The sequence below is a fragment of the Rahnella inusitata genome, from assembly GCF_965118895.1.
Taxonomy (GTDB): domain Bacteria; phylum Pseudomonadota; class Gammaproteobacteria; order Enterobacterales; family Enterobacteriaceae; genus Rahnella; species Rahnella inusitata_A.
In genome coordinates, this window is sequence record NZ_CBCPJJ010000018.1 from 92,485 (window position 1) to 105,225 (window position 12,741).

Sequence of the window (12,741 nt, forward strand, 5' to 3'; positions counted from 1 at the left end):
CAACTAGGATGAACAAAGAGATTCTGGCTGTTGTAGAAGCAGTTTCTAATGAAAAATCCCTCCCGCGCGAGAAGATTTTTGAAGCGCTGGAAATTGCATTATCAACAGCGACCAAGAAAAAATACGAGCAGGAAATTGAAGTCCGCGTCAGCATTGACCGTAAAACCGGTGACTTTGATACTTTCCGTCGTTGGGTTGCAGTCGACGAAGTGACTCAGCCAACACGTGAAATCACCCTCGAAGCAGCACAGTATGAAGAACCGTCTATCGAACTCGGCGGTTACATCGAAGATCAAATCGAGTCAGTCACATTCGACCGCATTACCACCCAAACAGCAAAACAAGTTATCGTACAGAAAGTACGCGAAGCTGAGCGCGCGATGGTGGTTGAGCAGTTCCGTGAACAGCAAGGCGAAATCGTCACTGGCGTCGTCAAGAAAGTTAACCGTGACAGTATCGCCCTGGACTTAGGTAGCAATGCTGAAGCCGTTATCCTGCGTGAAGATATGCTTCCACGTGAAAACTTCCGTTCCGGTGACCGCATTCGTGGCGTTCTGTACGATGTCCGTCCGGAAGCGCGCGGCGCGCAACTGTTCGTCAGCCGTTCACGTAATGAAATGCTGATCGAACTGTTCCGCATTGAAGTGCCTGAAATCGGTGAAGAGCTGATCGAGATTAAAGCGGCAGCCCGTGATCCTGGCTCCCGTGCAAAAATCGCAGTGAAAACTAACGACAAGCGCATCGACCCGGTCGGTGCTTGTGTCGGTATGCGCGGTGCACGCGTTCAGGCCGTTTCCAGTGAACTGGGCGGAGAACGTATTGATATCATCCTTTGGGATGATAATCCTGCGCAATTCGTTATCAATGCGATGGCACCAGCAGATGTTGCCTCCATCGTGGTTGATGAAGATAGATGCACCATGGATATCGCCGTTGAAGCCAGCAATCTGGCACAGGCGATTGGCCGTAATGGTCAGAACGTACGTTTGGCTTCCCAACTGTTAAAACAACATCGTGGTGATGACCGCTGGGAACTGAACGTGATGACAGCAGACGACCTGCAGGCCAAACATCAGGCTGAGGCTCACGCTGCGATCGAAACCTTCACTAAATACCTGGCAATCGATGAAGATTTCGCCACGGTTCTGGTTGAAGAAGGTTTCTCTACCCTCGAAGAGCTGGCTTACGTGCCGGTGAACGAACTGCTAGAAATCGACGGCCTGGATGAAGACACCGTGAATGCGCTGCGCGAACGTGCGAAAGAAGCGCTGACCACGTTGGCTTTAGCCCAGGAAGAAAGTCTCGGTGACAATAAGCCTGCTGACGATCTGCTGAATTTGGCGGGTCTGGAACGTAGCATGGCGTTTAAACTGGCTGCACAAGGCGTTTGTACGCTGGAAGATCTTGCCGAGCAGGGTGTCGACGATCTGGCTGATATTGAAGGTCTTACTGACGAGCAGGCTGGTGAACTTATCATGGCCGCGCGCAATATCTGCTGGTTTGGCGACAACGCGTAATAACTGTAGCAGGAAGGAACAGCATGACAGATGTAACTGTAAAATCGCTGGCGGCAGAGATTCAGACCCCGGTAGATCGCCTGGTACAGCAATTTGCTGATGCAGGGATCTCGAAGTCCGAATCTGACTCTGTGACCCAGCAGGAAAAAGAAACATTGCTGGCGCATCTCAATGGCGGAAACGCTGGTGCGACAAACAAACTGACGTTACAACGCAAAACGCGTAGTACACTGAATATTCCGAGCACCGGCGGGACGAGTAAATCGGTGCAAATCGAAGTCCGCAAGAAACGCACTTATGTTAAACGTGATATGACCGAAGCAGAACTTGCCCAGGCAGAAGCGGAAGAGCAGGCGAAGCGTGACGCGGAAGAACAGGCACAGCGTGCAGCAGCAGAGCAAGCCCAGCGCGAAGCTCAGGAAAAAGCCAAACGCGCCGCCGAAGAGCAAGCTAAACGTGAGGCCGCTGATAAAGCTAAGCGTGATGCAGCGGAAAAAGATAAAGTGACGAATCAACATACCGACGAAGTAACTAAACCAGCTCAGGCAGATAAAGCACGCCGTGAAGCTGAAGCCGCAGAGCTGAAACGCAAAACGGAAGAAGAAGCCCAGCGTAAGGTTGAAGAAAACGCCAAGCGCATTGCAGAAGAAGCCCGCAAAATGGCTGACTCTGGTGTCTGGACTGAAACTGTCGCGCCAAGCGAATCAGAATCTGCTGACTATCATGTCACCACTTCTACCCATGCCCGTGCTGCTGAAGACGAGAACGACGCCAAAGTTGAAGGCGAACGTCGTAGCCGTACCCGCGGTGGCAAAGCGACCAAGCAGAAGAAAGGCAATAAACTGTCTGAATCTAAAGCTGACCGCGAAGAAGCACGTGCCGTTGGCCGTAATGGTAAAGGTAAGCGTAAGCCAAGCACGCTGCAACAGAGCTTCAACAAGCCTGTTGCTGCAGTGAACCGTGACGTTGTAGTGGGTGAAACCATTACCGTTGCAGAGCTTGCGAACAAAATGGCAGTTAAAGGCTCTCAGGTCATCAAAACTATGATGAAACTGGGCGCGATGGCCACCATCAACCAGGTTATTGATCAGGAAACTGCTCAGCTGGTTGCTGAAGAGATGGGTCACAAAGTTATCCTGCGTCGTGAAAACGAACTGGAAGAAGCGCTGATGAGCGACCGTGATACGGGCGCATCCGCTGGTGCTGAGCCACGTGCTCCGGTTGTGACCATCATGGGTCACGTTGACCACGGTAAAACCTCTCTGCTTGACTACATTCGCTCAACGAAAGTTGCTGCGGGCGAAGCGGGTGGTATTACCCAGCACATCGGTGCTTATCACGTTGAAACTGAAAACGGCATGATCACGTTCCTTGATACTCCTGGACACGCCGCATTTACTTCAATGCGTGCCCGTGGTGCTAAGGCAACTGACATCGTCGTTCTGGTTGTTTCTGCCGATGATGGCGTGATGCCACAAACCATCGAAGCCGTACAGCATGCGAAAGCTGCTGGCGTGCCAATCGTGGTCGCAGTAAACAAAATTGATAAACCAGACGCTGATCCCGATCGCGTTCGTACCGAGCTTTCTCAGTACGGCGTTATGCCGGAAGAGTGGGGCGGTGAGTCTCAGTTCATCCACGTTTCTGCGAAAGCAGGGACAGGCATCGATGATCTGCTGCAAGCTATCTTGCTGCAGGCCGAAGTTCTGGAGCTGAAAGCTGTCCGTACCGGTATGGCAAGCGGCGTTGTGATCGAGTCCTTCCTGGATAAAGGTCGTGGCCCGGTTGCAACTGTTCTGGTTCAGGAAGGTACGCTGAACAAGGGCGACATCATTCTGTGTGGCTTCGAATACGGTCGCGTTCGTGCAATGCGTGATGAAATGGGTCGCGACATTACGTCTGCGGGTCCATCTATCCCGGTGGAAGTGTTGGGTCTGTCCAGCGTTCCGGCTGCGGGTGATGAAGTTACCGTTGTACGTGATGAGAAAAAAGCCCGTGAAGTTGCGCTTTACCGTCAGGGTAAATTCCGCGAAGTGAAACTGGCCCGTCAGCAGAAATCTAAACTGGAAAACATGTTTGCGAACATGACTGAAGGTGAAGTGTCTGAACTGAATATCGTTCTGAAATCTGACGTACAGGGTTCTTGCGAAGCGATTTCTGATGCACTGCAGAGCTTGTCTACTGACGAAGTGAAAGTCAAAATCGTGGGTATGGGTGTCGGTGGTATTACCGAGACTGATGCTACGCTGGCAGCCGCTTCCCGTGCGATCATCCTGGGCTTCAACGTACGTGCCGATGCTTCTGCTCGCCGCGTCGTAGAAAGCGAAAGCCTGGATCTGCGTTACTATTCCGTAATCTATAACCTGATTGACGAAGTTAAACAGGCGATGAGCGGTATGTTGGCGCCAGAGTACAAACAGCAAATCATCGGCCTGGCTGAAGTTCGTGACGTGTTCAAGTCACCGAAATTTGGTGCAATTGCTGGTTGTATGGTTACTGAAGGTATGATCAAGCGTAACAACCCAATCCGTGTACTGCGTGACAACGTGGTCATCTACGAAGGCGAGCTGGAATCCCTGCGCCGCTTCAAAGATGATGTTGCTGAAGTTCGCAACGGCATGGAATGTGGTATCGGCGTTAAGAACTACAACGATGTGCGTACTGGCGATGTGATCGAAGTCTTCGAAATCATCGAGATTAAACGTACTATCGCTTAACGTTTGCGAAGTAGCTGATATCCAGATGGGGGGCCTTGCGCCCCCTTATTTGTTTGGAGCAAGTGGAGAAAGAATAATCATGGCAAAAGAATTTAGCCGTACACAGCGCGTCTCTCAGGAGATGCAAAAAGAAATCGCGATAATTTTACAGCGCGAAGTCAAAGATCCACGTGTTGGCATGGCCACCGTGTCGGGAGTCGAAGTTTCACGTGATCTGGCATATGCCAAAGTGTTCGTGACCTTCCTTGACGTTCTGACGACCGATAATCACGATCCCGATCGTGTGAAAAACGGTATCAAAGCCTTACAGGACGCATCAGGTTTCATTCGTACCCTGATCGGCAAAGCGATGCGCCTGCGCGTTGTTCCTGAACTGACTTTTGCTTACGACAACTCACTGGTTGAAGGCATGCGTATGTCTAACCTGGTGACCAATGTCGTGAAGAACGATGCTGAACGTCGTTCAGCTGCAGGCGACGACGAGGAAGCATAATGAGCCGCCCACGTCGCCGCGGCCGTGATATTCACGGCGTTCTGCTACTGGACAAATCTTACGGCTTGTCTTCCAACGACGCGCTGCAAAAGGTCAAACGCCTTTATAACGCCAACCGTGCAGGACATACCGGTGCGCTTGATCCTCTGGCGACCGGCATGTTGCCGTTATGCTTAGGCGAAGCAACCAAATTTTCCCGTTTTTTGCTTGACTCCGACAAGCGTTATCGCGTCATTGCCCGCATGGGGCAACGTACCGATACCTCCGATGCGGAAGGTGAAATCATTTCCGAACGTGAAATGACCTTTACCCAGCAGCAGCTTGACGATGCTCTCGACAGCTTTCGTGGGGAAACCCAGCAAATTCCTTCCATGTATTCTGCACTGAAATACGAAGGGAAAAAGCTATACGAATATGCACGTCAGGGTATCGAAGTTCCACGCGAATCCCGCAGTATCACGGTGTATGAACTGAAGTTCATTCGCTGGGAAGGCTTCGAGCTTGAGCTGGAAATTCACTGCTCGAAAGGCACTTACATCCGCACAATTGTGGATGATTTGGGTGAAAAATTGGGATGTGGTGCACACGTCACTTATCTGCGCCGTTTGCAGGTAGCAACGTATCCTTTTGAGCGTATGGTCACCATGGATAAACTCCATGAGCTGATGGCTCAGGCAGAAGAGCAGGGCATTGAACCGCGCTTACTGTTGGATCCTTTGTTGCTGCCTATGGACAGCGCCTGTGAAGACTTCCCTGAAGTGAACTTACTGCCAGTAGTGGCTGGATATTTGAAACAGGGTCAACCTGTTCAGGCATCTGGCGCACCGACAAGCGGGATGGTTCGCATCACCGAAGGTGAAGAACGTAAGTTTATCGGCATTGGCGAAATAGATGATGATGGACGCATTGCGCCGCGTCGTTTGGTCGTCGAATATACCGAATAAGCGCTTTTTGCCCACCTTGCGATCATATATAGCAAAGGGTAGAATAGCGCAGCTTATGCATTGGGTAGCTGAATTAGAGATCGGCACCCGTTTAAACTATCTATAATATTTTGGAGTATAATTATGTCTCTAAGCGTTGAAGCTAAAGCTCAAATCGTTTCCGACTTTGGTCGTGGCACAAACGACAGTGGTTCTTCCGAAGTTCAGGTTGCTCTGCTGACTGCTCAAATTAACCATCTGCAAGGTCACTTTGCAGAGCACAAAAAAGATCACCACAGCCGTCGTGGTCTGCTGCGCATGGTTTCTCAGCGTCGTAAACTGCTGGACTACCTGAAGGGTAAAGATGTAGCACGTTACACCAGCCTGATCGAACGTCTGGGTCTGCGTCGCTAATCAAGCGAGTTTCAGTGTAAAGGGGCCAATAGGCCCCTTTATTCTAGGAAGCGACACCAAATCAGGTTACTGTATGGTTGTTGTTTCTGCTGTTAATCTAAGAACATGAACTTCCGTTACAGATGTTTTCGCGCGGCTAATGAGAGACTTTATTGCCACATTGCCAGGCCAATAAGGATTGTCATTAGTCGCGAGAATGTAGTGAGAAGCTCGGATATCTATCGGTGTGAACTGCTGTCATAACAGCTGCGCGCCCCAATTAAGGACATTACATTGCTTAATCCGACTATTCGTAAATTCCAATACGGCCAGCACACCGTTACGCTGGAAACCGGCATGATGGCGCGTCAGGCGACTGCAGCCGTGATGGTTAGCATGGACGACACAGCGGTATTCGTTACCGTTGTTGGCCAGAAAAAAGCTAAACCAGGTCAGAGCTTCTTCCCCCTGACCGTTAACTACCAGGAGCGTACTTACGCTGCTGGTCGTATCCCGGGCAGCTTCTTCCGTCGTGAAGGCCGTCCAAGCGAAGGCGAAACACTGACTTCCCGTCTGATCGACCGTCCAATTCGTCCACTGTTCCCGGAAGGCTTCCTGAATGAAGTTCAGGTTATCGCAACCGTGGTTTCCCTGAACCCACAAGTTAACCCTGACATCGTTGCGATGATCGGTGCGTCTGCTGCCCTGAGCCTGTCTGGTATTCCATTCAGCGGCCCAATCGGTTCTGCGCGCGTAGGTTACATCAACAACCAGTACGTTCTGAACCCAACCGCAGATGAGCTGAAAACCAGCAGTCTGGATCTGGTGGTTGCCGGTACTAAAGGCGCGGTCCTGATGGTTGAGTCTGAAGCGGATGTTCTGAGCGAAGACCAGATGCTGGGTGCTGTGGTGTTCGGCCACGAACAACAACAAATCGTTATTGATAACATCAACTCTCTGGTTGCTGAAGTCGGTAAAGCGAAATGGGATTGGCAGCCAGAAGTGGTTAACGCTGAGCTGCACGCTCGCGTCGCTGCGCTGGCAGAATCTCGTTTAGGTGATGCTTATCTGATCACTGACAAACAAGACCGTTACGCTCAGATCAACGTGATCAAATCTGAAGTTGTGCAAACACTGCAAGCTGAAGATGAAGCGCTGGACGCTGGCGAAATCTCTGACCTGCTGGGCAGCATTGAGAAGAACGTGGTGCGTAGCCGTGTTCTGCGTGGCGAGCCACGTATCGATGGTCGTGAAAAAGACATGATCCGCGGTCTGGACGTTCGTACTGGCGTTCTGCCACGTACCCACGGTTCTGCACTGTTCACCCGTGGTGAAACTCAGGCGCTGGTCACAGCGACGCTGGGTACTGCACGTGACGCGCAAAACCTGGACGAGTTGATGGGTGAGAAGTCGGACAGCTTCCTGTTCCACTACAACTTCCCTCCATACTCCGTTGGTGAGACTGGCATGGTGGGATCACCTAAACGTCGTGAGATTGGTCACGGTCGTTTGGCTAAGCGCGGCGTGTTGGCGATGATGCCAAAACCAGAAGACTTCCCGTATACCGTACGTGTGGTTTCTGAAATCACTGAATCTAACGGTTCATCTTCTATGGCTTCCGTTTGTGGCGCGTCTCTGGCCCTGATGGATGCAGGCGTGCCGATCAAAGCCGCCGTTGCGGGTATCGCAATGGGTCTGGTTAAAGAAGGCGAAAGCTTTGTTGTTCTGTCCGACATTCTGGGTGACGAAGATCACCTGGGCGACATGGACTTTAAAGTGGCCGGTAGCCGCGACGGTATCACCGCGCTGCAGATGGACATCAAAATCGAAGGTATCACCCGCGAAATCATGCAGGTGGCTCTGAACCAGGCTAAGGGTGCGCGTCTGCACATTCTGGGCGTTATGGAACAGGCTATCAGCACCCCGCGTGGCGACATCTCTCAGTTCGCTCCACGTATCCACACCATTAAGATCAGCCCGGACAAAATCAAGGACGTGATCGGTAAAGGTGGTTCTGTGATCCGTGCTCTGACTGAAGAAACTGGCACGACTATCGAAATCGAAGATGACGGTACTGTGAAAATCGCAGCAACCGACGGCGAGAAAGCGAAATATGCTATCCGTCGTATCGAAGAGATCACTGCAGAAATCGAAGTTGGCCGTATCTACCAGGGTAAAGTGACCCGTATCGTAGACTTTGGTGCGTTTGTTGCCATCGGCGGCGGTAAAGAAGGCCTGGTCCATATTTCTCAGATCGCTGATAAGCGCGTTGAGAAAGTGACTGATTACCTGCAGATGGGTCAGGAAGTACCGGTTAAGGTACTGGAAGTTGACCGTCAGGGCCGTGTGCGTTTGAGCATCAAAGAAGCAACTGCACCGACTCAGGACGATACAACTGAGCAACCTGCCGCAGAATAATCTGTAACAGAAGTTTTACAGCTCCTTTCCATCTGGAGGGGAGCTGTTCGTATCACGAACGTAGGACGCGTTTGTGTTAAGCAAGCGGATGACAGGATGTCTATCCAATGTTTGTCTTCGGGAGTAGAAATGAAGCCTTTCTTGCGCTGGTGTTATGTTGCGACAGCACTTATGTTGGCAGGATGCAGCAACCATGATTGGCGTAAAAATGAAGTTCTGGCGATTCCGTTGCAGCCTACGTTGCAGCAGGAAGTCATCCTGGCACGCATGGAACAAATTCTTGCCAGCCGGTCATTAACCGATGATGAGAGAGCACAGCTATTATATGAGCGCGGTGTGCTGTATGATAGTCTCGGGCTAAGAGCACTGGCGCGAAATGATTTTTCACAAGCGCTGTCTATTCGTCCTGATATGCCAGAAGTTTTTAACTACCTGGGGATTTACCTAACGCAGGCAGGCAATTTCGATGCTGCCTATGAAGCGTTTGATTCTGTACTAGAGCTTGATCCAACTTACAACTACGCGCGTTTGAACCGAGGTATCGCACTGTATTACGGTGGCCGATTCTCGTTAGCGCAGGATGATCTGCAGGCGTTTTATCGAGACGATCCAAATGATCCCTTCCGTTCGTTATGGCTTTATCTTGCGGAGCGAGAAATCAATCCGAAGGATGCCGACGTAGCGCTTCAACAGCGTTATGACAAAGCGGACAGAGGGCAATGGGGATGGAATATCGTCGAATTCTACCTGGGCAAAATCAGCGAAACTACGCTGATGGAACGCCTCAAGGCAGAAGCAACGGATAACACTTCGCTCGCTGAGCATCTCAGTGAAACTGACTTCTATTTAGGTAAGCATTACCTAAGTCTGGGGGACAAGAACAGCGCCGCGGCACTGTTCAAACTGACGGTAGCTAACAACGTTCACAACTTTGTTGAGCACCGCTATGCATTGTTGGAATTGGCGCTTTTGGGCCAAGAGCAAGACGACCTATCAGAATCGGACCAGCAATAGCTGACGACACCAATCAGCCTGATTAATCATGGTTTTTACCATTTTTAAGCGCCTTAACGGGCGAGGGTTGCTTTGTTCGTTTTATAATCTAATTTGAGCCGGTTCACACTTTTCAATGAAAATGACTGAAAATTTTCTCGACGAGTTATGTAGACTGGCTGCCATTATTAATGAGGCACGTGTACATGACTACTGAGCTTGAAATCTCTTTTGCTGACCTGGGGCTGTCTGCTCCGATCATTTCTGCCCTTACCGATTTGGGCTACGAAAAACCTTCACCAATCCAGGCTGAGTGTATTCCTCACCTGCTGAGCGGCCGCGATGTTCTGGGTATGGCGCAGACCGGTTCCGGTAAAACTGCCGCATTCTCTTTACCTTTGCTGCACAACATTGATGCTTCACTGAAAGCACCACAAATTCTTGTTCTGGCACCAACCCGCGAACTGGCGGTTCAGGTTGCTGAAGCAATGACTGACTTCTCTAAACATATGCATGGCGTGAATGTGGTTGCCCTTTATGGCGGCCAGCGCTATGACGTTCAGCTGCGCGCACTGCGTCAAGGTCCACAAGTCGTTGTGGGTACCCCGGGCCGCCTGCTGGACCACCTGAAACGTGGCACCCTGAACCTCTCTAACCTGAGCGGTCTGGTACTGGACGAAGCCGATGAAATGCTGCGTATGGGCTTCATCGAAGACGTCGAAACTATCATGGCGCAGATCCCGGCTCAACATCAGACCGCGTTGTTCTCTGCCACTATGCCAGAAGCGATCCGTCGTATTACACGTCGCTTTATGAAAGATCCACAGGAAGTGCGCATTCAGTCAAGCATTACTACCCGTCCGGACATCAGCCAGAGCTACTGGACTGTACACGGCCTGCGTAAGAATGAAGCTCTGGTGCGTTTCCTGGAAGCTGAAGACTTTGATGCAGCTATCATCTTCGTGCGTACTAAAAGCGCGACGCTGGAAGTGGCTGAAGCCCTGGAACGTAGCGGCTACAGCAGCGCTGCACTGAACGGCGACATGAACCAGGCCCTGCGTGAGCAGACTCTGGAACGTCTGAAAGATGGCCGTCTGGACATTCTGATCGCAACCGACGTGGCAGCACGTGGTCTCGACGTAGAACGTATCAGCCTGGTTGTTAACTACGACATCCCGATGGACTCCGAGTCTTACGTTCACCGTATCGGCCGTACCGGTCGTGCGGGTCGTGCAGGTCGCGCATTGCTGTTCGTTGAGAACCGTGAACGCCGCCTGTTGCGCAACATTGAACGCACCATGAAGCTGACTATTCCAGAAGTTGAAATTCCTACTGCTGATGTGCTGGGCGAGCGTCGTCTTGCTAAGTTCGCAGCAAAAGTTCAGCAACAACTGGAAAGCAGCGATCTGGATCAGTACCGCGCGCTGTTGGCTAAACTGCAACCTGCAGAAGAGCTGGACATCGAAACGCTGGCTGCTGCACTGCTGAAAATGGCACAGGGCGAACGTCCTCTGATCGTTGCCGCTGACCCAATCTTCAAAAGCCGTCCACCGCGTCGTGAATTTGAAGAACGTGGCGACCGCGGTGACCGTGGCGATCGTCGTGATCGTCCGGCTCGCAGCAATGACCGTCCTGCGCGTGATGGCGACAGCCCACGTCGTGAACGTCGTGAAGCTGGCGATATGGAACTGTACCGTATCGAAGTGGGTCGTGATGATGGTGTTGAAGTTCGTCACATCGTTGGTGCGATTGCTAACGAAGGCGACATCAGCAGCCGTTACATCGGTAACATCAAGCTGTTCGGTACGCATTCCACTATCGAACTGCCAAAAGGTATGCCTGGCGAGATTCTGTCTCATTTCACCCGTACCCGCATCCTGAACAAACCGATGAACATGCAGTTGCTGGGTGATGCTCAGCCACAGCCTGCACGTCGCGAACGTCCGGCCGGTGCTGGTGGTGAGCGTCGTGGTAACGGTGCTCCGCGTCCTTTCAACGGTGATCGTCCTGCCGGTGCTGGTGGTGAACGTCGTGGTAACGGCGCTCCACGTTCTTTCAGCGGCGACCGTCGTGAAGGTTCTTCAGCAGCTGGCGAACGTCGTCCGCCAAGCCGCGCACCACGTCGTACTACTGACGCATAATTTATCGCGCTTCGGTTTACTGAAGCTTAGATAATAAAAAACCAGCCTTTACCGGCTGGTTTTTTTTCGTCTGTGATTTGTCGAAGTGCTTAGCTGATACGGTGCTCTTTTACTAAATCGCCCTGCAACTCCGAGACAATTTCAAACGAGCGCAAACGCGCCTGCTGATCAAAAATCTGTCCGTTGATCATCAGCTCATCGGCTTCAGTTTCACGCAAAATCGACTGCAAACCCTGACGCAGAGTGTCTTTATTACCGACCACCGACATACGCAGTGCGTTATCCACACCAAAGCGTTCTGATGCAGACCACAGGCTTTCGATGTTATCCACCGGCGCAGGCAGTTTGCCCGGCATACCACGGCGCAGATTAATGAACTGCTGCTGATTGGAGGTAAACATCCGGCGCGCTTCTTCATCAGTATCTGCGCCAATCGCGTTGAGACACACCATTGCATAGGGTTTTTCAAGCTGCCCGGAAGGCTGGAACTTGCTGCGGTAAATAGCTAATGCCTGATACAGCATATCCGGTGCGAAATGCGATGCGAAGGCAAAGGGTAACCCGAGAGCCGCAGCCAGCTGAGCGCTGTACAGACTTGAACCCAATAGCCAAATCGGCACATGCAATCCCTGACCCGGTACGGCCTGAACTGCCTGGTTCGGCTGAACTTCACCGAAATACAGCTGCAATTCCTGCACATCTTTCGGGAAGTTATCGACCTCGCCGGAAAGATGGCGGCGCAGAGCAATCATGGTGCGCTGATCGGTACCCGGCGCGCGGCCAAGACCCAGGTCGACACGGTTCGGATACAGCGTGGCCAGCGTGCCGAACTGTTCGGCGATCACCAGCGGGGAATGGTTGGGCAGCATGACACCGCCGGAACCCACGCGAATGGTTTTCGTGCCACCGGCTATGTAGCCCAGCAGCACCGACGTCGCGGCGCTGGCGATGCCGGTCATATTGTGGTGTTCAGCCATCCAGTATCGTTGATAGCCCCATTTCTCGGCGTGTTGTGCCAGTTCCAGGGAAGATTTAAAAGCCTGCGCGGGATCAGTACCTTGTGGAACAGGTGCCAGATCGAGAACGGAAAGGGGAACGATGTGTTTATCAGACATAGTCACGGCTCACTCGTTGAGGGGCGAAACG

General features: G+C 51.8%; 10 protein-coding genes. 9 read left to right on the plus strand and 1 reads right to left on the minus strand.

Annotation, left to right across the window (positions count from 1 at the left end):
• Positions 1–8 precede the first annotated feature (8 nt).
• The 9 genes from nusA (at position 9) to ACMHLI_RS15810 (ending at position 11,595) form a co-directional block, all read left to right on the plus strand.
• Complete coding sequence (gene nusA, locus ACMHLI_RS15770; RefSeq protein ID WP_112164588.1) at positions 9–1,517, plus strand: transcription termination factor NusA; 1,509 nt, start codon at positions 9–11, stop codon at positions 1,515–1,517.
• Between the two features lie 23 nt (positions 1,518–1,540).
• Positions 1,541–4,234: a translation initiation factor IF-2 gene (gene infB / locus ACMHLI_RS15775; RefSeq protein ID WP_112164589.1), complete on the plus strand. Its 2,694-nt coding sequence runs from the start codon at positions 1,541–1,543 to the stop codon at positions 4,232–4,234.
• A 79-nt stretch (positions 4,235–4,313) separates the two neighbouring features.
• On the plus strand, positions 4,314–4,727 hold the full coding sequence (gene rbfA / locus ACMHLI_RS15780; protein ID WP_014333704.1) for a 30S ribosome-binding factor RbfA: 414 nt from the start codon (positions 4,314–4,316) through the stop codon (positions 4,725–4,727).
• Entirely contained in the window at positions 4,727–5,671 is a 945-nt protein-coding gene (gene truB / locus ACMHLI_RS15785) for a tRNA pseudouridine(55) synthase TruB (RefSeq protein WP_413530276.1), read from the plus strand. The genes rbfA and truB overlap by 1 nt, the downstream gene beginning before the upstream one ends.
• 123 nt (positions 5,672–5,794) lie before the next feature.
• Positions 5,795–6,064 (plus strand): 30S ribosomal protein S15, encoded by a 270-nt coding sequence (rpsO, locus tag ACMHLI_RS15790; protein ID WP_112164591.1) that lies wholly within the window; start codon positions 5,795–5,797, stop codon positions 6,062–6,064.
• A gap of 273 nt (positions 6,065–6,337) precedes the next feature.
• Complete coding sequence (gene pnp, locus ACMHLI_RS15795; protein WP_413530277.1) at positions 6,338–8,461, plus strand: polyribonucleotide nucleotidyltransferase; 2,124 nt, start codon at positions 6,338–6,340, stop codon at positions 8,459–8,461.
• 129 nt (positions 8,462–8,590) lie between these two features.
• Entirely contained in the window at positions 8,591–9,475 is an 885-nt protein-coding gene (nlpI, locus tag ACMHLI_RS15800; RefSeq protein ID WP_112164593.1) for a lipoprotein NlpI, read from the plus strand.
• A gap of 121 nt (positions 9,476–9,596) precedes the next feature.
• On the plus strand, positions 9,597–9,671 hold the full coding sequence (gene yrbN / locus ACMHLI_RS15805) for a protein YrbN (protein ID WP_223499600.1): 75 nt from the start codon (positions 9,597–9,599) through the stop codon (positions 9,669–9,671).
• Positions 9,661–11,595, plus strand: coding sequence for a DEAD/DEAH family ATP-dependent RNA helicase (locus ACMHLI_RS15810; RefSeq protein ID WP_112164594.1), 1,935 nt, complete (start codon positions 9,661–9,663; stop codon positions 11,593–11,595). Before yrbN ends, ACMHLI_RS15810 begins: the two co-directional genes overlap by 11 nt.
• Positions 11,596–11,684: 89 nt before the next feature.
• On the opposite strand, the gene ACMHLI_RS15815 is transcribed toward ACMHLI_RS15810, so the two are convergent.
• Entirely contained in the window at positions 11,685–12,710 is a 1,026-nt protein-coding gene (locus ACMHLI_RS15815; RefSeq protein ID WP_413530278.1) for a luciferase-like monooxygenase, read from the minus strand.
• Between the last annotated feature and the right edge of the window lie 31 nt (positions 12,711–12,741).

Coding starts and splice junctions, on each gene's coding strand:
- ACMHLI_RS15815 (WP_413530278.1), bottom strand. CDS start 12,710: ATGTCTGATAAACACATCGTTCCCCTTTCCGTTCTCGATCTGGCACCT.
- infB (WP_112164589.1), top strand. CDS start 1,541: ATGACAGATGTAACTGTAAAATCGCTGGCGGCAGAGATTCAGACCCCG.
- rpsO (WP_112164591.1), top strand. CDS start 5,795: ATGTCTCTAAGCGTTGAAGCTAAAGCTCAAATCGTTTCCGACTTTGGT.
- rbfA (WP_014333704.1), top strand. CDS start 4,314: ATGGCAAAAGAATTTAGCCGTACACAGCGCGTCTCTCAGGAGATGCAA.
- nusA (WP_112164588.1), top strand. CDS start 9: ATGAACAAAGAGATTCTGGCTGTTGTAGAAGCAGTTTCTAATGAAAAA.
- ACMHLI_RS15810 (WP_112164594.1), top strand. CDS start 9,661: ATGACTACTGAGCTTGAAATCTCTTTTGCTGACCTGGGGCTGTCTGCT.
- truB (WP_413530276.1), top strand. CDS start 4,727: ATGAGCCGCCCACGTCGCCGCGGCCGTGATATTCACGGCGTTCTGCTA.
- nlpI (WP_112164593.1), top strand. CDS start 8,591: ATGAAGCCTTTCTTGCGCTGGTGTTATGTTGCGACAGCACTTATGTTG.